General features: G+C 70.0%; 20 protein-coding genes and 1 pseudogene. 14 read left to right on the top strand and 7 right to left on the bottom strand.

Going from position 1 to position 26,352, the window contains the following annotated elements; genetic code table 11:
• Positions 1–262, top strand: a pseudogene (locus ABD140_RS03055) (hypothetical protein); the annotation flags it as partial.
• Between the two features lie 21 nt (positions 263–283).
• Here the strand turns inward: ABD140_RS03055 and ABD140_RS03060 are convergent.
• A complete protein-coding gene (locus tag ABD140_RS03060; RefSeq protein ID WP_344236444.1) occupies positions 284–508 on the bottom strand; it encodes an FAD-dependent monooxygenase in 225 nt (74 codons plus the stop codon).
• A gap of 257 nt (positions 509–765) precedes the next feature.
• On the opposite strand from ABD140_RS03060, the gene ABD140_RS03065 reads away from it, so the two are divergent.
• Positions 766–1,580, top strand: a protein-coding gene (locus ABD140_RS03065; protein ID WP_425544072.1) for an IS5 family transposase whose coding sequence is annotated in 2 segments (ribosomal slippage) — positions 766–1,110 and positions 1,113–1,580 — 813 coding nt in all. Because the reading frame shifts where the segments join, the coding sequence is not laid out codon by codon here.
• Positions 1,581–1,588: 8 nt separating this feature from the next.
• Here the strand turns inward: ABD140_RS03065 and ABD140_RS03070 are convergent.
• The gene (locus ABD140_RS03070) at positions 1,589–3,199 is read right to left on the bottom strand and encodes a RyR domain-containing protein (protein WP_344236448.1); all 1,611 of its coding nucleotides are present in this window, start codon (positions 3,197–3,199) and stop codon (positions 1,589–1,591) included.
• Positions 3,200–3,512: 313 nt separating this feature from the next.
• Here ABD140_RS03070 and ABD140_RS03075 point away from each other — a divergent pair, with 313 nt between their 5' ends.
• From ABD140_RS03075 to fxsT, 6 genes are all read left to right on the top strand, one after another.
• Positions 3,513–3,968: a hypothetical protein gene (locus tag ABD140_RS03075; RefSeq protein ID WP_344236450.1), complete on the top strand. Its 456-nt coding sequence runs from the start codon at positions 3,513–3,515 to the stop codon at positions 3,966–3,968.
• A 235-nt stretch (positions 3,969–4,203) separates the two neighbouring features.
• Complete coding sequence (locus ABD140_RS03080; protein ID WP_344236452.1) at positions 4,204–4,383, top strand: hypothetical protein; 180 nt, start codon at positions 4,204–4,206, stop codon at positions 4,381–4,383.
• 67 nt (positions 4,384–4,450) lie between these two features.
• Positions 4,451–6,484: an FxsB family cyclophane-forming radical SAM/SPASM peptide maturase gene (locus ABD140_RS03085; protein ID WP_344237261.1), complete on the top strand. Its 2,034-nt coding sequence runs from the start codon at positions 4,451–4,453 to the stop codon at positions 6,482–6,484.
• A gap of 62 nt (positions 6,485–6,546) precedes the next feature.
• The gene (locus ABD140_RS03090) at positions 6,547–7,287 is read left to right on the top strand and encodes an AAC(3) family N-acetyltransferase (RefSeq protein ID WP_344236454.1); all 741 of its coding nucleotides are present in this window, start codon (positions 6,547–6,549) and stop codon (positions 7,285–7,287) included.
• A 27-nt stretch (positions 7,288–7,314) separates the two neighbouring features.
• Positions 7,315–8,538 (top strand): TIR-like protein FxsC, encoded by a 1,224-nt coding sequence (locus tag ABD140_RS03095; RefSeq protein WP_344236456.1) that lies wholly within the window; start codon positions 7,315–7,317, stop codon positions 8,536–8,538.
• Positions 8,538–12,467 carry an FxSxx-COOH system tetratricopeptide repeat protein gene (gene fxsT / locus ABD140_RS03100; RefSeq protein WP_344236458.1) on the top strand — a complete coding sequence of 1,310 codons (3,930 nt, stop codon included), beginning with the start codon at positions 8,538–8,540 and terminating at the stop codon, positions 12,465–12,467. Before ABD140_RS03095 ends, fxsT begins: the two co-directional genes overlap by 1 nt.
• Here the strand turns inward: fxsT and ABD140_RS03105 are convergent.
• Positions 12,413–13,324 carry an alpha/beta fold hydrolase gene (locus ABD140_RS03105; RefSeq protein ID WP_344236460.1) on the bottom strand — a complete coding sequence of 304 codons (912 nt, stop codon included), beginning with the start codon at positions 13,322–13,324 and terminating at the stop codon, positions 12,413–12,415. The genes fxsT and ABD140_RS03105 overlap by 55 nt on opposite strands.
• 597 nt (positions 13,325–13,921) lie before the next feature.
• On the opposite strand from ABD140_RS03105, the gene ABD140_RS03110 reads away from it, so the two are divergent.
• The 4 genes from ABD140_RS03110 (at position 13,922) to ABD140_RS03125 (ending at position 18,964) form a co-directional block, all read left to right on the top strand.
• On the top strand, positions 13,922–16,090 hold the full coding sequence (locus tag ABD140_RS03110) for an MMPL family transporter (RefSeq protein ID WP_344236462.1): 2,169 nt from the start codon (positions 13,922–13,924) through the stop codon (positions 16,088–16,090).
• 5 nt (positions 16,091–16,095) lie between these two features.
• Positions 16,096–17,247 carry a sensor histidine kinase gene (locus ABD140_RS03115; RefSeq protein WP_344236464.1) on the top strand — a complete coding sequence of 384 codons (1,152 nt, stop codon included), beginning with the start codon at positions 16,096–16,098 and terminating at the stop codon, positions 17,245–17,247.
• Complete coding sequence (locus tag ABD140_RS03120) at positions 17,244–17,876, top strand: response regulator (RefSeq protein ID WP_344236466.1); 633 nt, start codon at positions 17,244–17,246, stop codon at positions 17,874–17,876. The genes ABD140_RS03115 and ABD140_RS03120 overlap by 4 nt, the downstream gene beginning before the upstream one ends.
• A 194-nt stretch (positions 17,877–18,070) precedes the next feature.
• A complete protein-coding gene (locus tag ABD140_RS03125) occupies positions 18,071–18,964 on the top strand; it encodes an AMP-binding enzyme (RefSeq protein ID WP_344236468.1) in 894 nt (297 codons plus the stop codon).
• Positions 18,965–19,033: 69 nt separating this feature from the next.
• Here ABD140_RS03125 and sigJ read toward each other — a convergent pair whose 3' ends face one another.
• Positions 19,034–19,948 (bottom strand): RNA polymerase sigma factor SigJ, encoded by a 915-nt coding sequence (sigJ, locus tag ABD140_RS03130; protein WP_344236470.1) that lies wholly within the window; start codon positions 19,946–19,948, stop codon positions 19,034–19,036.
• Positions 19,949–20,115: 167 nt separating this feature from the next.
• Here sigJ and ABD140_RS03135 point away from each other — a divergent pair, with 167 nt between their 5' ends.
• Both ABD140_RS03135 and ABD140_RS03140 read left to right on the top strand, forming a co-directional pair.
• The gene (locus tag ABD140_RS03135; RefSeq protein WP_344236472.1) at positions 20,116–21,267 is read left to right on the top strand and encodes an amidohydrolase family protein; all 1,152 of its coding nucleotides are present in this window, start codon (positions 20,116–20,118) and stop codon (positions 21,265–21,267) included.
• Between the two features lie 136 nt (positions 21,268–21,403).
• Positions 21,404–24,031, top strand: coding sequence for a DUF4132 domain-containing protein (locus ABD140_RS03140; protein WP_344237263.1), 2,628 nt, complete (start codon positions 21,404–21,406; stop codon positions 24,029–24,031).
• A 99-nt stretch (positions 24,032–24,130) separates the two neighbouring features.
• Here the strand turns inward: ABD140_RS03140 and ABD140_RS03145 are convergent, their stop codons facing one another.
• The 3 genes from ABD140_RS03145 to ABD140_RS03155 all read right to left on the bottom strand — a co-directional run bounded on the left by ABD140_RS03145 (position 24,131) and on the right by ABD140_RS03155 (position 26,233).
• On the bottom strand, positions 24,131–25,066 hold the full coding sequence (locus tag ABD140_RS03145; protein WP_344236474.1) for a WD40 repeat domain-containing protein: 936 nt from the start codon (positions 25,064–25,066) through the stop codon (positions 24,131–24,133).
• Positions 25,067–25,211: 145 nt separating this feature from the next.
• Positions 25,212–25,406 carry a DUF397 domain-containing protein gene (locus ABD140_RS03150; RefSeq protein WP_344236476.1) on the bottom strand — a complete coding sequence of 65 codons (195 nt, stop codon included), beginning with the start codon at positions 25,404–25,406 and terminating at the stop codon, positions 25,212–25,214.
• Positions 25,403–26,233 (bottom strand): helix-turn-helix domain-containing protein, encoded by an 831-nt coding sequence (locus tag ABD140_RS03155; RefSeq protein WP_344236478.1) that lies wholly within the window; start codon positions 26,231–26,233, stop codon positions 25,403–25,405. The genes ABD140_RS03150 and ABD140_RS03155 overlap by 4 nt, the downstream gene beginning before the upstream one ends.
• Positions 26,234–26,352 lie beyond the last annotated feature (119 nt).

Here is a 26,352-nt window from a genome sequence, read left to right on the forward strand (position 1 = left end):
CACCGAGCCGGGCGTGCCAGAGCAGGTGATCCCAATCCGGATGCGTGGAAAACCCCGCCACAACGGGCTGCCCCCATCCGGCAGCAACGAGCTCCGCAGCCGACAGCAGCTCATGCGCGATGAGGGCCCGGCGTTCATCGAAGAGCTCATGGACGAACTCCGCGTCCGCCACCTCGGCGCCCCGCCGAAGCCACACGACGGTCCAGGCCCGTTCGAGCGCCTCGCCGCCGCCTACGCCGCAGCCGCCGAGCAAGGTCGATGACCAGCCACCGCTGCTCGAACCTCAGATCGCGCATGACCGCGCCGGCGGACCGGCGGACCGGCGGACGAGGCTGTCGGCGCCGGCGCACCCCAGCACGTACCGGGCCCGGCGGGAGCCGGTGGCCCCTGAGTCCGGCTCGGCGTACTCGACGTGCACGCCGTCGGCGTCCTGGCGCACACCGGTGACCCCGACCCCGCCCTCGCCCCGGAACGCGTTCTGCGGATGGCGGGCCATCCGGGCGCGCATCAGCCTCCCGGCTCCGGCTGGTCGAACATGTTCGCCTCGGGGAAGCCGTGCCTTCCGGTCACGGTGCTCCGGTGGAGACCGACCGGTTCCCCGCCGTCCGCGACTTCGAACCCGCCCTCACCGCCATGGGGGTGCCGCGCTCTCCTCGCCGACGGCAACGCCTGGCTGAGAAAGCCACGGACGGTCGGGACAGGATCTAAGACCACGTCTTACGTGGCTTTTCTGGTGGTCTGCTGGGATGATGTCGTGCTGTGTTGATGTCGACTCTGGGTCTGAGGCTGGTGCCCGATGAGCTGTGGGAGATCGTGGAGCCTTTGGTTCCGCAGTATCCGGCGCGCAGGCAAGGGGGCGGGACTGCTCCGGCCGATGACCGGGCGGTGTTCACCGCGGTCGTGTACGTGCTGACCAGCGGCTGCGCCTGGCGGATGCTGCCGACGGAGTTCGGTGCCTCGCCGGCCACGGTGCACCGACGGTTCGTCTTTTGGACCAGGCAGGGCCTGTGGCAGCGCTTGCACCAGGCGGTGCTGGACGAGCTGGGCTCCAAGGCCGAGGTCGACTGGAGCAGCGCGATCGTGGACGCCGCCGTGGTGCGGGCGAAAAAGGGGGCGCGCTGACCGGCCCCAATCCGGTCGACCGGGGCAAGAAGGGCAGCAAACTCCATGTGGTCTGCGACGGCGAAGGCCTGCCGCTGGCCGTGCTCGTCACCGGCGCCAACGTCCACGACATCCACGGGTTCAAACCGCTCCTCCAGGCCATCCCACCCATCCGCTCCCGCCGCGGGCCGCGCCGGCACCGCCCGGACAAGGTCCGCGCGGACAAGGCTTATGAGGCTGCTGAACTGCGCAGATGGCTACGCCGACGGGGCATCACCTCCCGCATCGCCCGCAAGGGCATCGAGTCAAAGGAGCGGCTGGGCCGGCACCGCTGGAAGATCGAACGCACCATCTCCTGGCTGCTGAACTACCGCCGCCTGGCCGTGCGCTACGAACGCCACGGTGACTTGTTCACCGCGTTCCTCACCCTTGCAGCCGCCCTGATCTGCTACAAGAAACTCTCCCGAATCGCCACATAAGACGCGGTCTAATCAGGGGCGATGAGGCGGAGGTCGACTGCGGCCAGGAGGCCGGGGAGGGCTCGGACGAACTCGCGGTCCTTCTCGCGTTCGGGTTCGGGGAGGCGGGGCCAGTCGACCATGCCGGGGTGGGTGCGGGCGGTGTCGTCGCGGTGGGCGCCGTGGCGCCAGCCCGCGCGCAGGCGCTCGTTCCGCCAGCGGTCGTGCTCCAGAGCAGCGAGTTCCTCGATCTGGGAGTCGGAGAACTCGAACGGGCGGGGCACCTCGAAGATCGGCGCGATCAGCAGATTCGCCCGGAGGAGCTTCTCGCCGATGTGCGCGACCTGGGCGCGGCTCGCGTGCCGGAACGTCTCGGGCAGCTCGTCCCACGTCACGTCGCTCGCCGTCCGGGTCCCGAAGCCCAGATAGCGCCGGTGGATCGAGCGCGCCAGCTGCTCGACGAGATCATGGTCGTCGAACTCGGCACGGCACGCCGACTCGGTCACGCCGAAAACCCCGAGGGCGCCGCGCAACCCGTCGAGGAGCGCGTCGGACTGGAAGAGGCCGTCGTACGTCAGGGACTGCTCCAGGCAGACGACGAGGCTGCGCGGCCGCCCGTGCCAGAGGGGCACCGCGGTCAGCGCGCCGCGCAGCGCCGTGTCCGGGTCGCACAGGTAGGTCTGGTCGGGCAGCTCTCCGGACGCCAGCCGCCCGGACCAGGCACGGAGGTTGAACTCGGTGGTGGGCACGTCGAGAGGGCGGGCATCCCAGTGCGCCAGGACCGGGTGGGCGGCCAGCAGCGTCCGCCACATCCGGGGGGCGTCGGCGCCGACGAGCGTCAACCGCGCCCTTCCGGGACCGTGCAGTTCCCGCTGCCTTCTGGCGAGTTCCACGACCAGGCTCCGTGCGAACGCCCCGAGCCCGACGACCAGGACATGACCGAGCTGTTCCCGGTCGCGCTCGGCGGCGAGCTCCCGCGCCGCGAGCTGCGCCGGGTTGACGAACTCCACCCGGGCGGCCTCCTCGTTCTCAAGGCCGAGACGCCGTGCCCGCAGCGCATGGCAGAGCTCGGGATCCGGCACCCATACGTAGGACTTGATGGGCGGCCGATCCCCACGCTGCACGGACACGATCGCCATCGCCGTGCTCATGTTGGCCGAGGTGTCGTCGGAGAAGGCGTAGACCGCGGCGGCCCGGCTCACTCCCGCCGCCCGCAGCACCCCCGGCGTGGGCGTCCCTCCCTCTACGCTGAAGTATCTGCCGGTCGCGCGCCCCGTCTCCCCGTCACCGACGAAGACGACCCGCTCTCCTCGCTCGAGCAGCCTCTCCACGAGAAGGACCGCCTGGGTGCTCTCCCCCCAGACGACGATGTGCCCGCTCCACCTCCGCCGCACGTTCCAGCCGCGGACGCGCTCGGAGAACAGGTACACCGCGACTTCGGCGATCGCATAGAACGTGGCCAGGGGGACGAGGAAGCGCGCGAACTGGAGTTCGGTGTTCAGTTCGACGTTCTCCAGGCCGTCGCAGTCCAGGGTGAACAGCTGGAGGTCCCAGTAGACGAGGTCGGTGAGCGACGCCTGGTCCTGGTGGGCCTTCATCAGGCCGACGTAGCCGAGCACCAGGCCCGTGAGGGTCGTCAACGCGAATCCGAGGCGCGTCAGCAGGGCTCCCCGCCAGCGCGAATGTGTAATACCTGACAAATTATCCCCTAAGCATCAAAATGCGAAGCATGCACCTGAATACATATAATCTGGACGACACAAGATCTGGAAGGATCCGCCGCGAGATGCCCGAGGAAACCCGCCTCCCGCACGCCCCCCGATGACCGGATGCGGCCATTCGGGAACCGTCCGGACGGGGAGCGCGTCCGCCTCCGGTCCCGAAATGGCGAGATAATGGCCTCGGACAGGACGGTCGGGAGGCCCATTGACTCGAATAGGGATCACGGGACACGTGCGGTTCGGGGAGCGGACCGCCGAACTCGTGGAAAAGGCGTTGCGCGAGACACTGAAGAAATGGGCGGGAAAAGAAATGACCGGGGTGAGCTGCCTCGCCCCGGGAAGCGACCAGATCTTCGCCAAAGTGATTCTTGAGCTCGGCGGGAGAATAGAGGTGGTACTGCCCGCACGGGACTACCGGGAGGTCGGCATTCCGGCACGCAATCTCCGCGAATTCGACAGGCTCATGGCCGCCGCCGATTCGCTGCGGGTCGCCGATCCGGGGAAATCCGGGCCGGATACCTACCTCGCGGCCAGCAAAGAGGTGATCGCCGGTTCCGATCTCCTGCTCGCGGTGTGGGACGGCACCCCGGACCGGTCACCGGGAGGCACCGGCGACGCGGTGGCGCACGCCCACTCGGAGGGGGTGCGGGTCGAGGTCGTCTGGCCCGCGGGGGCGGTTCACGACTGAGTGGTAACCGATCTCCTGGATCGCTTTCGACGCCCTTGTCCGCTCCTTGAAGATCCCCTCGGGGCATTTGCACAAATTTTCCCCGATCAGCGGTACGAGGCAAGATCATCATGGTAAAAAGCCTTCATGGTCACGCAGTGTGACTGAGGTCCATGCTGTGACTAGTCCATGCCTGGAACCCTGCCGAGCTGCGTGGCGTCTCAGTGAACGGTACCGCTCGCAAAGGAAGCAAGCCATGGAAAACATTTCCGTTCCCGTCCGGCCCGAGATCTCGAATCTCGTCGGCGTTTCCCTCTCCGGCCTCGCCGGAGACCGCGATTCGGCACGCCTGGTGAACCAATTCGCCGGTCGCCCCGTCGCCGCCACGGCCGAACCCAAGCGCTCTTTCAATTCCTCACTTCCGCCACGGGACTGACGTTCCTCAACTGGCGGAACTCCTGGAGTCTGGTGAATCAGTGACCTTCAGCCAGTTCGTCGTCAAGGTGCACAGCAGATGTGATCTGGCATGCGATCACTGCTACGTCTACGAGCACGAGGACAGCAGTTGGCGCGGCAGGCCTGCTGTCATGTCCCTGGAAACGGCGGACCGGGTCGCCGAACGCATAGCCGAACACGCCGCGATCAACGGCCTGCCGGAAGTGCACATCATTCTCCATGGCGGAGAACCGCTGCTGGCCGGACCCAGGCGGCTTGACGCCATCATCGGATCTTTCAGAGCGAAAATCGGGGAAGTCTGCCAGGCAAAAGTACTCGTCCATACCAATGGAGTGAGGCTCGGCCGTTCCTTCTGCGACGTATTCCGAGCGCACGGGGTGAAGGTCGGAATATCGCTCGACGGCCACAAAGAGGCCAACGACCTGCATCGGGTCTACCGCAGCGGGCGCAGCAGCTACGACCGCGTGATCCGTGGCATCGAACTGCTGCGCACCGAGTATCCAGAGCTTTACCTGGGGCTCCTGTGCACGATCGACCTGAGGAACGACGCCCGGACCGTCTACCGCTCCCTGCTGGAGCACGATCCGCCCTCCCTGAACTTCCTCCTGCCGCACGCGACCTGGGACGCCCCGCCCCCTGGAGAGCGCGAGGGGTACGCCGACTGGCTGACGACGATCTTCGACGAATGGCACGCCTCCGGGCGACCCGTGCCGATCGTGCTGTTCGACTCGGTCCTCGGCAGCCTGCGCGGTGATCCGAGCACCGCCGAGGCGCACGGCCTCGACCCGGACGACGTCGTCGTCATCGAGACCGACGGGGAGATCGAACAGGCCGACTCGCTGAAGACCGCCTACGACGGCGCGCCCGCGACGGGCCTCAACGTCTTCCGTGATCCGTTCGAGGAGGTCCTCGCTCATCCGGAAGTCGTCGCGCGCAGGAAGGGCCTGGAGAACCTGGCCCCGGAATGCCTCGGCTGCCCGGTCGTGTCCGTCTGCGGCGGCGGGATGGTGGCCCACCGGTACGGCAGGGGGCGGGGGTTCGCCAACCCGAGCGTCTACTGCGAGGATCTCAAGAAGCTCATCACCCACATGGGCAAGGCTGCACCGCCACCGCGCGCGTTCCCCCGATTCGACGTCCTGGCGGCGGGCGGGCACGCCCCGGAGGCGCTGGCGGAGCTCGCCGCGGGACAGCGGGTCGTGCGCCGGGCCCTGCTGGCGCACCTGATCGGCGACCGCGGCCTGCGGAGCCTGCTGGAGCGCGCCGACCGCGCCGAGGGCGCCCGTCTGGACGAGGTCATCGGTCATCCGTTCTTCTCGCTGTGGGCGGCCGGCCGGCTGGCGACGGGCGCCGATCCCGGCCGCATCACGTCCTACGCGGCGGCCGTCGCCGTCCGGGCGCACCTGACCGCCGACCTCGTCCTCACCGGCTCGGGCGGACGGTTCCATCTGCCGACGCTCGGTTCCTTCACCGTCGAGGGCCGGGACGAGACGACGGTGCGGATCCACGCGGGCGTGCTCGACGCGCCGGGGGGGCCGCTGCGCCCTACACCCGTCCTGAGCGCCGACGGCTTCTCCGTCCGGTTCGAGGACGACGACCCCGGCCTTGCGGACACGGGCTGGCCGGTGCTTTCAAGGCTGGCGGACGACGAGATCGGCCGCTGGCAGGACGCGTTCGGCGAGGCCGTGGCGGTCCTGCGCCAGGACCACGCGCCCTACCTGGCCGCCGTCCAGGCGACGATCAGCACGCTGGTGCCCCTCTCCGGACCGGTCGACGGCCGTTCCTTCGCCGTGCACCGCCGCCTCCTCGGCGCCGTGGGGGTGCGGTGGCGCGACGATCCGCGCGATCTCGCCGCGCTCCTGCTCCAGGGCCACCAGCTCATGAAGCTCCTCGCCCTCCAGGAACTCGTCGAATTGCACGACGGGTCCGACCCGGAGTTCGCCGACGCGCTCGAACGGGCCTATCTGGCGATGGTCGTGCCCGGGCCGAGGCCGGATACCGCCAACTTCGCCGGAGCCTCTTGCCTCACCCCTGCGGGACGTCGTTTCGTGGCGGCCATGGGCCGACACGGCATGACGCGATGAGCGGATCGGAACTCTCCGCGGCGCTGCGGCGTCTCGGGCTCGGCGCCGACGCCGTCGTCCTGGTGCACTCCTCGCTCAGGTCGCTCGCTCCCCTCCAGAACCGGGCCGCCGCCCTCCTGGACGCCCTGCGCGAGGTGACGGGCCCCGGCGGAACGGTCGTCGTTCCGACCTTCACCCCCGAGAACTCGCGTACGTCGTCGGCCTACCTGGCGGCGGTCCGCGGTCTGGGGCCGACCGGTCGGACCGAGTACCACAGGCGGATGAAACCGTTCGATCCGGCGACGACGCCCTCGGCCACCGGGCTCTTCACCGAGTACCTGCGAACCTCCGAAAACGCCGTCCGCAGCGCCCATCCGCAGACATCATTCGCGGCGGTCGGTCCGCTCGCCGATTTCTTGACGGCCGACCATGCGCTGAATTGCCATCTCGGTGAGGAATCGCCGCTGTCCCGCCTTTATGACGCGGGCGCGCTCGTCCTGCTGATTGGCGTCGGCTATGGCAGGTGCACGGCGTTCCACCTCGCCGAGTACCGCTACCACGAGAACCCTCCGTCCCAGGAGTACCAGGCGGTCGTCCTGGACCGGGGCGAACGGAGATGGCGCCGGTTCCGGGACATCCGGCTCGACGACTCCGACTTCGAACTGCTCGGAAAGGAGATGGAACAGGAAGTGCCTGTGGCACATGACACCTTCTTCGGTTCCGAGCTGCGCATGTTCGCCCTTCGCGACGCGGTCGACTTCGCAAAACGATGGCTGCGAGATGTCCGGATTCATCATGAGACTTCCCAAGACGCGGTGCATTAGATAGCCTCCCTGCACAGGAGGGCCAGGATGACCGCCGAGTTTCCGCACTTCTTCCTCAGCTATGCGCGGATGCATTTCGGTGACGATCCGGACCTGCTGACCAGGAAGTTCTTCAAAGATCTGTGCACCGACGTCAGCCAGCTCGCCGCCACCGACCAACCCGGCTACATGGACCAGCGGCACCTGGAGATCGGCGCCGACTGGCAGTCCCGCCTCACCCTCGCCCTGTCCACCTGCCGGGTGTTCGTACCGATCTACTCACCGCGTTACTTCACGAGCGACTACTGCGGCAGGGAATGGGCGCTCTTCGACCACCGGATCGCCCGGCACGCGCAGAGCAACGGGGCCCGACCCGAGGTCGTCGTCCCCGTCCTGTGGACGGAAATGGAAGCGGACGACCTTCCCGACCTCGCCAAATCCGTGCAATACAGCCAGCAGGGCATGCCCGCGGCCTATCTGCGGGAGGGCCTGTACGGGATCATGAAACTGAAGAGGTACGGCGAGGAATACAAGGAGACGGTCCTCCTCCTCGCCAAGGCGATTATTCGGGCGGCCCGAAATCCCCTCGATCCACTCGGCGAGACCGACCGGATTCCCTTGCAAGAGGCGCACAACGCATTCGCCGGAATGCAACGGCCCAGGGAGAGCCTGACGATCCGCGTGACCGTGGCGGCCTGCGACCTCGAGTCGCTGCCGCCGGGCCGCGACCCTTCCTTCTACGCCGAGCGTCCGCTGGGCTGGAACCCGTACGTGCCGACCGATGCGGGCCCCGTCGCGCAGCACGCCGAGGAGGTCATCCGGTCGCTCGGACACCGTCCCGAAGTGCGCCAGCTCAACGGAGACCGGCCGGACGCCGCGGCTCCCGACGTCCTGCTCGTCGACCTGTGGGCCGCCGACGTCGACGCTCTCGCGCACGATCTGCGCGGCGCGAACAGCCCGTCATCCGTCGTGGTCCTCCCGGTCGGTCAGCACGACCCCCAGACCATGCAGCACAGGGAGCGGTTGGAGTCGGCGCTCAAATCCTCCATCCGGCCGTCTCTGTCCCGGTCCGGCTCGCGGCGGGGAGTGGACCGCGACGAGTTCGACCTCGCGATCGGGGACGCCGTGGAGGCGGCGATCGGCCATCACGTGCGGACCGTGCGGGTGGAGAACGCGCCTCCGCCGCAGAAGAGGCTCAGCCTGCGCGACACCCGACCCGGCGATCCGGAGTCCGGCCCAGGACGACGGCGGCAAGGCCAGAAGGAGGAGTGATGTCCGGCAGCAACGGCACGATCGTTACGTTCTACTCCTACAAGGGAGGCACGGGCAGAACGATGGCGGTCGCCAACGTCGCCTGGATCCTCGCGATGAACGGCAAGCGGGTGCTCACGGTCGACTGGGACCTGGAGTCGCCGGGCCTGCACAAGTACTTTCGGCCGTTCCTGGATCTCGACCCCGTCACGTCGAACGACGGGCTGATCGAGATGATCAACCACTACTCGATCGCGATGCTGGGCGGCGCCGACCCCCAGCGGCACGAGGTGCTGCTCGCCAAGCACGCCAACGTCGAGACGCACGCGGTCTCACTCGACTTCCCCTTCCCCGACAGCGGAACCGTCGACCTCCTCACCGCGGGCCGCCAGAACCTCGACTACAGCACGCTGATCACCCGTGACTGGGACCACTTCTACAGCGAGCTGGGCGGCGGCCAGTTCTTCGACGCGCTCCGCGAGGACATGCGCGACAAGTACGACTACGTCCTGCTGGACAGCCGCACCGGGCTGAGCGACGTCGCCGACATCTGCACCATCCACCTGCCCGACGTCCTCGTCGACTGCTTCACTCTGAGCGAGCAGAGCATCGAGGGCGCGGCCTGGGTCGCCCGCAAGATCGACGGACGGTTCCAGTCCCGCGAGATCCGGATCCTCCCGGTGCCGATGCGCATCGAGTTCGCCGAGAACGCCAAGGTGGAGGCGGGCCGCGCCGCGGTGCGCAAGGCCTTCGAGGGATTCCCGCGCGGGCTCGATCCGAAGGCCGCGAGCAAGTACTGGCTCGACGTGGAGATCCCCTATCGCCCGTTCTTCGCCTTCGAGGAGACGCTCGCGGCGTTCGGCGAGCCGGCCGGGTCCCCCACCTCCATCCTCGCGGCGTTCGAGCGGCTCACCTCCATCATCACCGACGGCACGGTCACGGCCTCGCCCGCGCTGGAGGACAGGGTCCGGCTCGCGCTGCTCGACCGGTTCGCCAGGAAGGCGACCACGGTCCCGTCCGAACTGCTCGTGGCCTACCTGTCGGACGATCGGTGCTGGGCCGACTGGATCGAGCAGGTGCTGAACAGGTCGGGCTTCCGCGTGCGCACCCACTGCGTCGACGCCTCGCACGCCGAGGAGCTCGACGCGCGGATCAGCCAGGTCGGACGGTCCGTCCTGATCTACTCTCCGGCCTTCTCCCAGTCGAGCTGGTCGAAGGACACCGTGGGCGCGCTCACCAACGCGGCGCTCGTCGGGATCCACCAGCAGCTCACCACGGTCCGGATCGGTGAGGCGCGGCTGCCCACCGCCCTGCAGAACCCGCTGGACCTCGGAACCATGGAGGAGGCGCAGGCCGTCGAACGGCTGCTGGACGTCCTCGACCGGCCGCTGCCCGACACCGAGGACCTCCTGTCCGGCTCCCGGTCGGAGACGCGCTTCCCCGGCAGCCGCAAGTCCGACCCGACCATCTGGAACGTCGGTCCCCGCAACGTGACGTTCACCGGCCGGGGCTCGGCGCTCGAGCAGCTGCGCGACCAGCTCCTGCGGCGCGGCCAGAGCGTCGTCGTCCCCCAGGCTCTGTACGGCCTGGGCGGCGTCGGCAAGACGCACGTCGCGCTGGAGTACGCGCACCGCTTCCGGACCGACTACGACGTGGTGTGGTGGATCAGCGCGGAGTTCAAGGACCGCGTCAACTCCTCCCTCGCCGAGCTCGCCGGAAAACTCGGCATCGCGGTCGGCGAGAGCGTCGCCGAGGCCGCCGCCGCGGCCCGCGAGGCGCTGCGCCTGGGCACCCCGTACAAGCGCTGGCTGCTGATCTTCGACAACGCCGACGACCCGGCCGAGCTCCAGGACGACCTGCCGGAGAACGGCCACGTCCTGATCACCTCGCGGAACCAGAACTGGGCGCAGATCGCGGCCTCCCTGGAGATCGACGTCTTCACCTCCGACGAGAGCATCGCGCACCTCAAGCGCAAGGTCCCGGCGATCACCGACCGCGAGGCGCTGGAGGTGAGCGAGTCCCTGGGCTACCTGCCGCTCGCGGTCGAGCAGGCGGGCGCGTGGATGAGCAGCACGGGCATCGCCGCGAGCGACTACCTCCAGCAGTTGGAGGACCAGACGGCACAGGCGCTCAGCCTCGCGCCCACGAACTTCCCCGTGGTCGTCGCCAAGACCTGGTCGCTGTCGTTCAACCGGCTCACCGAGAGCTCCCCCGCGGCCATCCGGATGCTCCAGCTCTGCGCGTTCTTCGCGCCCGAGCCCATCTCCACCAAAATGATCTACAGCGACGAGATGGCACGGCTGCTCAGCGCCTACGACCCGACGCTGCGCGAGAAGCAGATGGTCGCCAAGGTCGTGCAGGAGCTCAACCGGTTCGCCCTCGCCAAGGTCAACTACGGTGACAACACCGTCCAGGTCCACCGGCTCGTCCAGGCCGTGGTGAGCGCCCAGATGACGCCGGAGGAGCGGGACGCGGCCTGCCACGACGTCCACCGCATCCTGCGCGGCGCCAAACCGTCCCAGGAAGGCATGGACATGCCGACCGACGACCCGTCGAGCTGGCCGATGTTCGAGCAGATCCTGCCGCACCTCGTCCCGTCCCGCGCCGCCGAGTGCACCGAGGAGGAGACCCGGCAGCTCCTGATCGACCTGGTGCGCTATCTGTGGCGGCGCGGTGAGTTCGTCCGGGCGCACGCGCTGGGGCAGTCGATGGCCGACCTCTGGACGGAGAGCTTCGGCGAGGACGACCAGCAGCTGCTCTACCTGCGGTTCCAGATGAACAACGCGCTGCGGTCGCTCGGCAAGTTCGAGACCGCCTACGAGAGCGACCGCGACGTCTACGAACGGCAGATGAGGCAGGACCGCATCGGACCGGACCACTCCCACACCCTGATGACGGCCGGCGGCCTGGGCGCCGACCTGATCGGTCTCGGCCGGTTCCAGGAGGCCCTCGAGTTGTTCCAGCAGACCTACCAGAACCGCAAGAACAGCTTCGGCGAGGACTACCCCCTCACCCTCAGCGCCGCCAACAACGTCGCGCTCGTGCGGCGGTTCCTCGGTGAGTACTACGAGGCCCTGGACATGGACACCGAAACCCTCGCCCGCAGGCGTACCGTCCTGGGCGACAACCACCCGCTGACCCTCTCCTCGGCGGAGAACCTCGGGCGCGACCTGCGCGACTGCGGCAGGTACCGGGAGTCCGTGGAGGAACTGCGCCGCACCCACGCCGCGATCGTCGAGGTGCTCGCGGTCTCCTCCAACGAGGCGCTGCGCACCGCCAAGAGCCTCGCGGTCTCGCTGCGCAAGCTCGGCGAGTACGAGGAGGCGAAGCAGCTCATGGAGGAGACCCTCAGGTCTTATGAGCTGAGCTTCCCCAGCTCACCGGACCGGCCGTCGACCGAGCTGGCCCTGGCGAGCTGCCACGCCTCACTCGACGACTACCAGACGGCGAAGACCATCGCCCGCGGCATCCACGAGACCCAGACCCGCAACCTGGGACCGGAGCACCCGTTCACCCTGGCCACCGGCACGAACCTCGTGGCGTTCCAGCGCGCCACCGACGAGCTCGATCAGGCGATCGTCCTCGGCCGGAGCACGCTCGAAGGGCTCACCACCCGCTTGGGCGCCGACCATCCCTACACGCTGTCCTGCGCCGTCAACCTCGCCAACGCCCTCGCCGACAAGGGCGAGCTGGCCGAGGCGTCCGCTCTGGAGAGCAGTACCCTCTCCCGGCTCAGGCAGGTCCTCGCCCACGACCACCCCGACACGCTCATCTGCGAGGCCAACCACACCGTGACGCTGCGCCAGCTGGGCCGGACCAGCGAGTCGATGGAACGGCGCGACGAGGTCCTCGGCGCGCTGCGCACCGTCCTCGGCCAGGGCCATCCGATCCTGGATCACGCCAGGGCCCACCGCCGCATCGACGGGGATATCGAGTTCCAGCCCCTGTGATCGTCCGTCAGCATGGAGATCACGTCGGGCATGACCTTGAACGCCGAGAAGTGCCCGCGCCCCGGCTGGATCAGCACCCGGCAGTCGGGGATGTTCTCGGCCAGAGCCCTGGCATGGCCGACGGGTGAGAACCTGTCGTCCGCTCCGTGCCAGATGAGTGTCGGCGCGGTGACGTCGGTCTGCCTGAAGCCCCAGGGGATGACGAACGCCAGCATGTCGTCGACCCAGCCGTCCGCCGACAGCCGGATGCCCTCGGTGTAGCTCCGGATCAGCTCGCTCCGGATGCCCGCGTCGTCGACCACCCGGCGGTCGGACTCGGTGAGCTCCTCGTACAGCTCCTGGACGATCAGAGCCGGATCACTCCGGTACCGTTCGGTCTCCAGCTTCGCCTTGACGGCCCCGGCTCCGCTCTCGGCCGCCCGGTAGGCGCGGCGGTTGAAGCCGTTCATCGGCTCGGTCCAGGACTCGGACGGACCGGTGCTCTCGGCGAGCCCGACCAGGACGGCCACCCGGGTCACCCGGCCCGGCAGGAGCGCCGCGCAGGCCAGCGCGTGTGGCCCGCCGCCCGACCTGCCGAGCACCGCGAACCGTTCGATGCCCAGTGCGTCGGCGATCCGGGCGACGTCCTGAGCCGCGTCGGCGACGTTCCGTCCCGGGTGGCGGTCGGACTCCCCGTATCCGGGACGGTCGTAGGCGATCAGCCGGACGCCCAGCTGGTACAGCAGGCTGGGCTTCGGAAAAGGGCCGAGCCTGCTTCCCGGCATTCCGTGCAGCACGAAGACCGGACTCCCGTCCGGTCTTCCGAACTCCTCCACTGCGAGTGCCCTGCCGTCACATGCCCTGACAATCTCGGTCAACAACGCTCCCCGTCAGTATTGGCAACCCCAGCACCAGAATCCCCCACGATCGTCTTCCGCGAAAGTGCCTTTACCGGCTGCCCCACCTCACCTTGACCCGCTCCATCGAGGGCGGTTTTTCCGGGCGAACCCGCCCCCGAGCCGCCCCGTCAACGGGAAAACCCGCACCCTGGGGAACTCGGCCTGCTCTTTTCTTCCCGAAGCCACGCCCAGCGGGACATGCTCAAGATCCCGCACCAGGACGCCACGCGGATCCTTCGCCGCCTCACCGAACTTCAGAAGGCGACGGACACGTGTACACCGTCGAAGACGGCCTCCTGACCGTCTGGGTTCTGGCGGTCGGCAACCGCCGCGACGCCTACCGACACCTCCCATAGAAAACCGCGTTCATCCAACCGGCCGGACGACGAATCGGGCGTTCAGATCAAGGAACATGAATGCAACAAATGTCGCCAATGAAGTAGGCGGGGGCATGTGCCAATGGTCGTGCTCGCCCCTCGGGACGGAGTCCCCGGGCCGGGTCCACCGGTCGGTGGACGGTCGGGTCGGCCGGTCGAGGGTGTCCGGGGAAAGGGGGCGGTCGGCAGCCTTGACGGCATGATGAGACTTCTGGTGAAGGCGGCTCGGTGGAGTGCCGGGCATCCCTGGCGGGCGGTCGCCGGCTGGGTCCTGTTCGTGGTGGTGTGCCTCGGCGCGGGGATCTCCGTGGGCGGGGTCGCGGCCACGTCGGCGGACTTCCGGATCGGGGAGGCCGGGCAGGCCGAGGCGATGGCCGAGGACGGCGGGTTGCAGGCGCGGCCGCTGGAGCGGGTGCTGATCTCGGTGAAGGAAGGGGGCGACACCGCGTCGCTCGACGGGGCGGCGCGGGACGTGAGCGCGCGGATGCGCGCGCTGCCCGAGGTCGAGGCGGTGGCGGCGCCGGTCCGGTCGGCGGACGGCAGGTCCGTACGGGTCGACGTGACCATGCGCGGGCCGGAACTGGAGGCCAAGAAGCATGTCGAGCCGCTGCTCGCGCAGACGGCCGCCGTGCAGAAGGCCCATCCGGAACTGGTGGTGGACGAGTCGGGCAGCCCCTCGATCAGCAAGGACGTCCAGGGTCAGCGGGATGACGACCTGGCGCGCACCGAGATGCTCGCGCTGCCGATCACGCTCATCGTCCTGCTGCTGGTGTTCCGGTCGGTGGTGATGGCCGCGCTGCCGCTCCTGCTCGCGGTCTCCTCGATCGTCGCGGCGATCGGACTGTCGATGGTCGCCTCACACGTCTTCCCCGACGCGGGGGTGGGGACCAACGTCATCCTGCTCGTGGGCATGGCCGTCGGCGTCGACTACACGCTCTTCTACCTGAAGCGCGAGCGGGAGGAGCGGGCGCGGTCCGGCGGACGACTGAGCTCCGCGGCCGTCGTGGGGCTGGCCGCGGCCACCGCGGGACGGACCGTCGTCATGTCCGGGCTCGCGGTCGCCGTCTCCAGCGCGACCCTGTACCTGGCCGACGACGTCATCTTCGGCTCGCTGGCGACGGGCGCGATCACCGTCAGCCTGGTCGCGGTGGTCAGTTCGCTCACCGTCCTGCCCGCACTGCTGGCCGTGCTCGGCGAGCGCGCCGAACGCCGGGCGGCACGGCGGGGCGTCCGGGCGGCCGAGCCCGCACGACGGACCGGCCGGATCACCGGGGCGGTGCTGCGGGCCACCGGCAGGCGGCCCGCCCTGACGCTGGCCGTCGCGACCGCTCTCATGCTGGCGCTCGCCGCCCCGCTCCTCGGCCTCAAGCTGACCGACGTGGGCCGGGAGACCTACTCTCGCGACCTGCCCGCCGTCGCCGCCTTCCACCGGGTGAACGACGTCTTCCCCGAGCTGAGCTCGGTCCACCGGATCGTCGTGCGCGCCGACCCCGCCCGCAAGGGAGAGGTCGGTGACGGGCTCGCCGCCCTCGCCCAGAGGGCCGGAACCGACCCGCTGTTCACCGGACGGCCCCGGGTTCTCACCTCGGCCGACCACCGGGTCAGCGTGCTCGAACTGTCGGTGCCCCACTACCCGAGCACCGAGCAGGCCCAGGAATCGCTGCGGCGTCTTCGCCAGGACGCCGTGCCCGCCACCGTCGGGGCGCTGTCCGGTGTCGAGGTCGCGGTGACGGGGGACGTCGCCCGCTACGCCGACTACCCCGAGCACCAGAAGGACCGGATGCCGCTGATCATCGGCGCGCTGCTGCTCGCCACCTTCGCGCTCACGGTCCGGGCCTTCGGCTCACCGGTGCTCGGCCTGCTCGGCGTGCTGCTCAACCTCCTGTCGGCCGGCGCGGCGCTCGGCCTGCTGACCCTGGTGTTCCAGGGCACCTGGGCGGAGGGGCTGCTCGGCTTCACCTCGATGGGCTCGATCGGCTCGCGCGTCCCGCTGTTCCTGTTCGTCATCCTGTTCGGCCTGTCGATGGACTACCAGATGTTCGTCATCAGCCGGATCCAGGAGGCGGTGCGCGGCGGCATGCCCGCCCGCCAGGCGGTGCTGGACGGCATCGGCCGCTCGGCGTCCGTGGTGACGAGCGCCTCCCTGGTGATGGTGACGGTGTTCGCGAGCTTCGTCGGCCTGCACCTGATCGAGATGAAGCAGATGGGGTTCAGCCTCGCGGCCGCGGTCCTGCTCGACGCCTTCGTGATCCGGCTGGTGATCCTGCCCGCGGCGATGCTGCTGCTCGGCGGGCGGGCCTGGCGACCGGGTCGCCGCAAAGCCGCAATCCCCGCCAGCACGGGACAATCCATGCAGAACGTAGGGTGATCGACATGCGGCAGGCCGATGACCCGTACCGGATCCCCCGCTGGGGAATCCTCTCCTGGCTGCTGCTGGGTCTGGCGCCGGTGGCCGTCGCGGGACAGGACGACCCCGGGGCGATGCGGTACTGGTCGTCGGCCCTGCCGGCCGCTCTCGCCCTGGCCTACGCCGTGGCGCTGCGGTACCCGGGCCGGCGCGTCCGGTTCCTGTGGACGCTGGTCGCCGGACTGGGCGCCCTGGCGTACCTGCGCGGCGGCGGAGCGGCACTGTTCGTCTTCTCGCTCCCCCAGTTCTGGCTGCTCACCCCGGTCGTGCGCCGGTCGATCGCGTTGAGCGGCGCGGGCGCCCTGACCACCGTCGCGGGCGGGATCCTGCGGACCGGTGAACCGCTCACCGGCGACACCGTCGTCACGGTCGCCGCGTTCGCGGCGTCGGTGCTGCTCGGCCTGTCGGTGCACCGGACGACCGCCCGCGCCGAGGACCGGGCCCGGCGGCTCGCCGAGGACCTGGAGCAGACCCGCGCCGAACTGGCCGCGGCGCACCGCAGCCAGGGCGCCGCCGCCGAGCGCGACCGGCTCGCCCGCGAGATCCACGACACGCTCGCGCAGGGCTTCGCCGCGATCGTGGCGCTCGCCGAGGCCGCGCGCGCCGGAATCGACGCCGACCCCGAGACCAGCGCCCGGCAGCTGCGGTCGATCGAACGGACGGCACGCGAGAACCTGGCCGAAGCGCGCGCTCTCGTCGACGGGGCCTCCCCCGCCGGGCCCTCGACCGGTTCCGTCACCCTCGCCCTGCGCCGCACCCTCGACCGCTTCGCCGAGGACACCGGGCTCGCCGTCGACGCCGACCTGTCCGACGTCGCCTGCGAGCGGCCGGTCCGGATCGCGCTGCTGCGCTGCCTCCAGGAGTCGCTGGCCAACGTGCGCAAGCACGCCGAGGCCACCACCGTCGGCGTCGTGCTCGCCCCGCACCCGCACGGCCTCGAACTGGAGATCACCGACGACGGGCGCGGCTTCTCGGTCGCGTCCGCCACCGGGTTCGGCCTGGACGGGATGCGCCGGCGCCTCGCCGAGTTCGGCGGCGGCCTCACCGTGACCAGCTCCCCCGGCGACGGCACCCGCCTGCTCGTCACCCTTCCCTCCGACACTTCAGGATCGACATGACGACCACCGGACTCCGCGTCATCGTGGCCGACGACCATCCGGCGATGCGCGCCGGCGTCGTCGCCCTCCTGGCGTCCGACCCCTCCATCACCGTCGTCGGCGAGGCGGGAGACGGCCGCGAAGCGGTCGAGCTCGTCGAACGCCACACCCCGGACGTCGCTCTGCTGGACCTGCGGATGCCCGTCCTGGACGGTGTAGCCGCCACCGAGCGCATCGCCGGCAGGACCAAGGTGCTGATCCTCACCACCTACGACAGCGACACCGACATCGAGCGCGCGGTGGAGGCCGGAGCCGTCGGCTACCTCCTGAAGGACGCCACCCGGGAGCAGCTCGTGGCCGCACTGCACGCCGCCGCCCGAGGCGAGACCGTCCTGGCTCCGCAGATCGCCCGGCACCTGGTGACCCGCATGCGCGCCCCCGCCCCCGTCTCCCTGACCCCCCGCGAGACCGAGGTCCTGCGCGCCGTCGCCGACGGCCTTTCCAACCCCGAGATCGGCAGACGCCTCTTCATCGGCGAGGCCACCGTCAAGACCCACCTGCTGCGCGTCTTCGCCAAGCTCGACGTCTCCGACCGCACCCACGCCGTGGTCACCGCCCTGGAGCGCGGCCTCCTCGACCGCCCCGGGTGATCCGCGGGCGCCGCGTGAGCGGCCGACGGCAATGCCACGACCATGGCCGTCGCCCCGGCCGCGAGAATGCTCCGTTTCCTCATGCGACCCACTGTCGGCGGCCGCCCATCCATATTCATGGTGTGAACGCATGAAAGATCGACCCGTCTCCGGCGAAAACCTCTCTGCACTTCCCGCCCTCCGTACGGGCGTACGTGCTCGACGGCGCGCTGCGTCCGGTGCCGCCGGGGGTGGCGGACGAGCCCTACCTGGCGGGGGCGGGCCTCGCCCGGGGCTACCTGGGACGGCCGGGCCCGACCGCGGCCGCCCTCCTCCGCGACGACTCGGTCGCCCAGGCCGTCGTGGTCGACCGGCCCGGCCCGGCGGGACCGCGCCTCGTCGCCTACGTGACCGCGGGCGACACCGACCCGGATCCGCGACGGCTACGAGAAGCGCTGCGGGAGGCGCTGCCGGCCCAGCTCGTCCCGTCGGCGATCGAGGTGCTCCTCCCGCTGCGCACCACCGGCGCCCTGCCGCCCCTCTTCTGCGTCCACACCGCCCTCGCCCTGAGCTGGTGCTATACCGGCCTCCTCCGCCACATGCCCCCCGACCGTCCTCTCTACGGCCTCCAAGGCCGCGGCATGGCCGCCCAACTGCGCGCACGAGGGGAGGAAGTCGCCCTTCTCGCCATCCTCGACACCTTCCCCATCCCCTCCTATCCGAGCGGTTCCACCCGAGTTGACGCCGACACCGAGATCACCACGGTCCTGACCCGCCTGGGTTTCGACACCGGCCCGCTCCCCGCCCATGACATCAAGGCCAGCGACGTAGTCGCCCTCCTCCGCCCTCACGGCGGCCTCATCGGCGGCCTGGAGGAATCCCATCTGACGGGCCTCTACGACTACTACAAGGCGGTGATCCCAGCCGTCGCCGCCTACGACCCGCCCCCGTACGACCGCGACATCCTTCTCTTCACGGCCACCCAGGACCTCCCCGAGAACCACCCCACGGCCGAAGCCTGGCACCCCTACACCACCGGCAAGGTCCACGCCCACCCCATCGACTGCACCACACCCAGATGGCCGACCCCGCCCCTCTCTCCCACATAGCCCGCCACCTCCTCCCCTACCTGAACAACCCGACATGACGTGCCGGCTCGGCCGAGGGAAGTGGGAACTTCATCGCTGGGTTCGGGGGAGTTTGTCGGGGTTGGTGATGGAGTAGATGCCGGTGATCCGATCGTCGGCGGGGGCGAGGTCGACGATGACCACGGCGATCGGGCCGTCTGCGGAGAAGACCAGGGCGCACGGGTCGTCGGCGACGCGGCGGTGGCGGACGTCCAGTGCGTCGGCGGGCAGGGCCGCGGCGACCGACATGAACAGGGCGGCCACCCGGTCGCGGCCTCGCACGGGGCGCAGGCTGGTGGCGGGGCCTTTGCCTCCGCCGTCGGTCCACAGGGTCACGTCCGGGGCCAGCAGTTCCAGGAGGGCGCGCAGGTCGCCGCCGAGAGCGGCGGCGGCGAAACGCTCCGTTACCTGGGAGTGCACGTCGGGCGCGGGGCGGTGGCGGGGGCGGCGTGCCTGGACGTGGCGGCGGGCGCGGGCCGCGAGCTGGCGGACGGCCGCCGGGGAGCGGCCGAGGATGCCGGCGATCTCCGGATGGCCGAACCCGAACACCTCGTGCAGGACGAACACCGCTCGTTCCAGGGGCGAGAGGGTCTCCAGCACCACCAGCACCGCCATGGACAGCGCTTCGGCGCGTTCGGCGGAGCCGGCCACGTCGTCCTCGGCGGTGACCAGCGGCTCCGGCAGCCACGGGCCGACGTAGGTCTCCCGGCGGCGTGCCACCTCCGCGCGGCGCGCGAGCGCCCGGTTCATCGCGGCGCGCACCAGGTAGGCGCGGGGGTTGTCGACCGGCGCGGCGTCCGGCGCCCGGTGCCGGGCGGACCAGGCCAGCCAGACCTCCTGCAGCGCGTCCTCGGTGTCGGCGAGGCTGCCGAGCATGTTGTAGACCACCGAGAACAGCAGCTTGCGATGGCCCAGGAACTGCTCGGTGGCGGTGTCGCCGGTCGCGTGCGGTGGAGCCGATGCCATGGCGTCCCCTCCTCATCTCTCGCGACCGAAGAGCTCCCCGGGCTCGCGAGTGTGACATGGGCGCCCGAACCGTGACCTGGGCCACGAATCTCTGCGGTGATGTCACACCCGGCGGTCGGCCTCCCTCTTTGGTGGCGTCCGAGATTTCGACACGCAGGAGATGTTCGATGCGTACTTTGATCCGCGATGCCCGGGTGTTCGACGGCGAGCGCACCCTCACGTCGGCCGACGTGGTGCTGGAGGACGACCGGATCGCCGCGGTCGGCTCCGGGGCCGGCCTCCGGACCGACGTCGACGTCGAGGTCGACGGGGCCGGCGGGACGCTCCTCCCGGGGCTGATCGACGCCCACACCCACGTCTTCGACGGAAGCCTGGCCGAGGCCCTGCGGTACGGGGTCACCACCGAGCTCGACATGTTCTGCCTGCCGCGGACGCTGCCGGAGCAGCGGCGGGTCGCCGCCGAGAACGACGACGTCGCCGACTTCCGCAGCGCGGGCACCCTGGCCACCGCGCCCGGCGGACACCCCACGCAGCTGCTCGCCGCCCTGTCCGGCACCGTCCTGGACGGCGTCGACGCGACGGCGATCGACTTCGTCACCGATCCGGCGCAGGCCCCCGCCTTCGTCGCGGCCAGGCTGGCCGAGGGCGCCGACTACCTCAAGATCGTCATCGACGACGGCGCGGTGCACGGCGCCGACCTGCCCGTACTGGCACCGGAGACCGCCGCCGCCCTCACCGCGGCGGCGCACGACGCGGGACTGCGGGTGATCGCCCACGCGATCACCGCCGCCGAAGCGGCCATCGCGCTCGACTCCGGCGTGGACGGCCTGGCCCACGTGTGGACCGACCTCGCCCCGGCCGACCCGGCCTCCCGGCGGCTGGCCGAGCGCGCCCGGGACCAGGGCGTCTTCGTGGTCACCACGCTCGCCTACTTCGAGGCGGTCACCGCCCAGAACGTCCGGACCGCCGACTGCGTCCGCCCCGGCGGCTCGGCCAACGCCGTCGGCGCGCTGCGAGCCCTGCGGCGCGCCGGCGTGCCCCTTCTCGCCGGAACCGACGCCACCCCGTTCGTGCCCGCCCACGGCGCCGGAATGCACCGCGAACTGCACCTCCTCACCGAGGCCGGACTCAGCGCGCAAGAGGCGCTCACCGCCGCGACCAGCCTCCCGGCGCACCACTTCGGCCTGTCCGACCGCGGCCGGATCGCCCCCGGCCTCCGCGCCGACCTGATACTGGTCGAAGGCGACCCCACCCGGGACATCACCGCCCTCTCCTCCATCACCGACATCTGGCGACGCGGCGTCAGGCAGGCCCGCTGACCGCCTCCCTGGCGGAGAGCCCACCGATGCCCGAGACGTTCGCCGCTCCGCAGGCGAGGACGTTCGGAACACGAGATTGTCGGTGCCGCTCCCTACTCTTCGAACCCACTGGCGAAGGAGAGGGCTTGTGGGTCCGATGGTCGAGGTGCCCGCCGGGTGGAGGGCGCTCGTGCACCCGCGGCGTGGCGGGCTGATGGTGAAGGCCGATGCCGAGGCCGCCGCAGGGGCCTCGGCTCGGCTCGGCCGCCTGGTGGAAGAGACGGCCGCGGAGGTCGAAGCACTGGTCGAGCACGAGACGGGGCCCAACCTGTCCTACGGGTACATGACCTTCGGGAACGCGACCGAGGAGCAGCGGGAGGCAGCCGCCCGAAAGGCGCTGGCCAGGGCCGAAGCTGCGAAAGTCAGAGCTCGGGAGCTCGCGGAGGTACTGCGCGCCGGGGAACCTGAGCCGTTGGCGGCCGCACTTCGCTTCGCCCTCCTGAAGGGGCGGGACCCCGAGGTCTTCGCCGACGGGTGGGCCGACGGGCACGGGGTGGGCTTCGCGGCGGCCGTCGTGATGGAGATCGCAGGGGTGCAGTCGGGGCGGTTGGCCCCGGCCGATCCTCAGTGGTGGCAGTGGGAAGACCTCAAGGTGTGGCGGCGGGTGCGTGAACTGATGGCGAGCGCCTCCGAGGAGGAGTACCGGGACGCCGTCTCCCGGATCTCCGCGGTGCGTGAGCGGGACGCGGTGTCGCGGATCGTCGCCGCCTATCTGGCGCCCACCGAGGCGGACTGGGTCGCCGAGGCCATGGGCGCGCAGACGGGGAGACCCGACCTGAGGCTGCTGCAGTGGTGCTCGGTCGGGGCGGCGGGGAGCATCGCGCCGCCTATGCACCGGGAGTTCGACGAGGAGGTCCTGGCGAACCTCGTCGACGGGCTCGGAGAGCACGTCATCGACCTGTTCCAGGAACTGCCGCGGTTGCTCGGACATCGGCCTGAACGACAGCTCAACGTCCTGGCGTTGACGGCCCGGGTGCGAACGGATGCGGCGTTCGCGCTTCTGCTGGAGTGCCTGGGCGAGCCCATCGCCCTTCCCTTCCTTCGAGAGGCGGCTGCGGCGCGCCCTGTCGAATCCGCGGCGCTGTGCGCATCGCTGCCACAGGCAAGGCCGCTCCTGCGCGGTCTTCTCATGAGTCATCCGGAGACGCGTACGCCCGAGTCTCTGCGGGCCGCCCGCCTCGAACCGCCGGTGCCCGAAGCCGTCGCGGCGCGGCTGCCGGTCGTCCTCGCCGATCCGCCGTGGGGGCCGAGCCGGACGAAGGCGCGTGGACGGCGCGCGGACGACGCGGATTGGCCGGATGAGCCCGGCCTTGGACGGCTGCCTGCCCGGCTGCCGAAGTACGGCGCGTGGCTGAGACCCGCGGAACTGCCCCAGATCCGGTTGCGGGCGGACCGGTCCGTGGCCGTGCCGCGAGAGGCGCACGAGCATGTGGTGATGTGCTTCGCCCTGTCGAAACCCGGCGCCGTCCATCCCGGCGTACGGCAGGTGTCCGAGTCCTGCGAGCCGCGGTCGCTCGCGGAGTTCGCCTGGGCGGTCTTCGAGATGTGGCGGCTGGCCGGAATGCCGGCGGCGGACGGGTTCGCGCTGCGCGCGCTCGGCTGGGTCGGCGACGACGAGACCGTGCGGCGGCTCACTCCGATCATCCGGGCCTGGCCGGGGCAGAAGAGCCACCACCGCGCGGTCGTCGGCCTGGACGTGCTGGCCGGCATCGGCAGCGAGGTCGCCCTGACCCATCTGCACGGGATCGCCCGGCGGCTGAAGTACAAGGGCCTCAAGAAACGCGCCGAGGAGAAGGTCTCCGAGGTCGCCGCCGGGCTCGGGCTGAGCGTCGAACAGCTCGAGGACCGGGTCGTGCCCGCCTTCGGCCTGCCCGCCGGCGGGTCCCGGACGGTCGACTACGGCTCCCGTGCCTTCACCGTGGGCTTCGATGAGCGGCTCCGCCCCTTCGTGATCGACCCGAAGGGCAAGGTGCGCAGAAGCCTGCCGCAACCCGCGGGCTCGGACGACCCCGACCTGGCCGCGGACGCCCGCGCCTGGTTCGACGGCCTCCGCAAGGAGCTGCGGCCCGTCTCCGCCGCGCAGATCTCCAGACTCGAACACGCCATGATCACTCAGCGCGCCTGGAGCGCCTCGGAGTTCCGCACCCACCTGGTCGGGCATCCGCTGCTCGCCCATCTCACCCGCCGGCTTCTCTGGACCGCGACGGACGTACGGCCCGGCGCGCCCACGGCCTTCCGGCTCACCGAGGACCTGACCTTCACAGACGTGGCGGGCCGAAGGCTGGAACTCCCCGACACCGCGGTCGTACGCCTGGCCCACCCCGTACTCGTCGAAGAACTCGAAGCGTGGGCAGAGCTGTTCGCCGCCCACGAGATACGGCAGCCGTTCGCACAACTCGACAGAGCCATCGGCCGGTTCAGCGAAGCGGAACGCAAGGCCCGCGAACTGCCCCGCTTCGTCGGAGCCACCACGTCGGCCGGACGGCTGATGGCGCTACGGCACCGCGGCTGGGAAACCCCGGAGCACTACGCCGTCCGGCACCTGCCCGGCGGAACGACACTGCGCATCCGCCTCTCCCCGGGAATCCTGACCTGGCATTTCGACGCCACCGACCCGCAAAGCCTCGCCGAGGTCGAACTGGAAGGCGGAGTGTTCGAAGACCTCGACCCGGTCACCGCCTCCGAACTCCTCACCGAGCTGGAGTCCCTCACCCGGCCGACCTGAAACGAGCACGAGAACCGTCGTTCCTTCACGGACCGGCTGATCCATGGGGTTCCGGGGCGACCGGTGTGCCCGGATCTCCAAGGATCTCTCCTCGGCCGTTCAAAGGATGAAGAGCTCCGGGGCTATGTGGAGGCGTGGTTGGAGGCGTGGGCTCAAGGTGAAGAGCGGACGACGATCCTGTCCGTCCATGTCCGTGGTGTAGTACTCCGATACCTGAGCCGAGGGCGCCTCGTATTCGGCGACGCGGTGGATACGGCGGCCGGCGACCACGCCCTCCAGGATTCCTGCGTAAGGCTCTGAGAAGCGCACGTCTCCCGTTGCCGCGTCGATGGTGACGTAGCGGGGATTCGAAGCGTCGTCGAACTCATCCAGGCAGAGGAGTTCACGGTCGCCGGCCCAGGCGGCGTTCGACGCGTTGAGGGCGTAGGAGCGCTTGCGAGAGGCCAGCGCCTTTCCCGAACGGTCGATGACCACCGTGGCGAACTGGTCATCGTCGTCGAGTTCCTCATCCCAATACAGGTAGGAGGCTGCGATGAGTCGGCCGTCGGGGGACCAGCACACACCGACGTCGCTCAGCGGTGCAGCCCCTTCCCCCTGCCAGATCCGCCGGTGTTCTCCCGTGCGGACATCGATCAGGCTGACGAAGACCACATCGGTGTCGACGCCGTCGTCGGTCGCGATCACCGCGATCACGGTGCCGTCCGGGGAGAGAACGGCGTGCTGGTAATCCTCATGCCGCGGCGCGGAGAACCACTGCTCCTCACCTTCCGCGAGGGTCATCACGCACAGCGTCTTCGACGTGCTCGCGTCGTGCTCGCGCAGCAGCACGCTCCGACCGTCATGGGACAGGGACAGGAGGCCCAACCCTGGACGCAGGGCCGGCAGGAACACGAACTCCCCGCGGTCGGCGTCCAAGGCCATGGAATGCCCGGATTCGTGCAGGATCAGACCGGCGCGCCGGACCCTTCTCCTTTCCAGGAGATCCAGCCGGACCTCTGGCGCATCGCCGGGCATTCCCCGCTCCGCTGCGGCCACGTCACCACCACCCGGATCGTCAGAAGCGCTTCGAAGGTTCCGGACGACAGCATGGCAGCCGATGCATGCGATTTTCGGGCGAAAGACACGATGTGCTCGATGTCCGCGAGCAGGTTTCCGCACGCATCGAAGACGGCGGCAGACGTTAGGGTCTCGCGCGGAGCTTTCGGGTGAGTTCGGTGAAGGCCGTGCGGCTGAACGCCAGGGCGGGGCGGTTCGGGTGCTTGGAGTCCCGGACGGCGATCGAGGACGGGAGGGCGGCGACCTCTACGCAGTCGCCGCCTTGGCCGCCGCTGTGGGAACTCTTGCGCCACTGTGCGGTGTCGATGTCATCGCTCACGTGTAGCCCTCCGACGCGCTCATGATCATGGCCAGGGATTCGCTGCTGGTGAGTGCCTCGCCCATGAGGATATGGAAACGCGTCGCGCATTCCATGACCGCTTGAGGATCTTCGAGCAGTCGGCTGTTGCCCGGGCCTTCGTAATGGGCCACCTCGGATCTGTCGGCGAAGCTCAGGATGGAGAACGAGCCGTCCAGGGCCGCCCAGACCGGGCGCGTACGAGGCAGGATGCGGAGCTGGACCGCGGGAGAGCCGAGGAAGATCGACTCAAGGTGGAGCAGTTGTTCACGCATCACCTCCGGTCCGCCGATCGGACGGTGCAGTGCCGATTCGTCGATCACCGCCGCCAGTCGCAGCGGGCTGTCCCCTTCGAGGACGCGTTGCCGCTCGATGCGGGCCGCCACCAGGTCATCGAGTGAGTCGCGGATCTGCCCCGCGCCCATCACGCCGCGAGCGTAGGCCTCCGTCTGCAGGAGGCCGGGGAAGACCTGGGCCTCGAAGCCGCGCTTCGAGATCGCCCGCGATTCGAGGTCCGCGAAGGTCCCGAAGCCCAGGGGCGACGCGGCGTGCTTGCCGGTCCGTGCTATCTCCTCGGCGAGGGTCTGGAACGTCCGTTCGGGGATCTTGAAGAAGGTGTCGAGGTCGACGCCGGTGGCGACCGACGGCTTGGTGCCGGTTTCCAGCTTCTCGATCCATTGGTAGGTGCAGCCGAGCGCGTCGGCCAGGGCGCGGCGGGAGAGGCCCGCGTTGCTCCGGTAGCCGCGCAGGAGGTTGCCGAAAGCGCGGATGAGGGGATCGCGGGTGTAGTCGTCCTGATCCTTGGCCACGGATCACCGCCGAGGGTCGGTGGGCGACGTCCCTGTTCTGGGCGTTGCCCGGAGCTGGAAGAACCTTCTGGGGATCGACGGTTCGTAGCTCACCGTAGTCCCGGCCCGCGAGTTCCGTG

This window comes from Actinocorallia libanotica (assembly GCF_039525175.1).
In the GTDB taxonomy this organism is placed as follows: domain Bacteria; phylum Actinomycetota; class Actinomycetes; order Streptosporangiales; family Streptosporangiaceae; genus Actinocorallia; species Actinocorallia libanotica.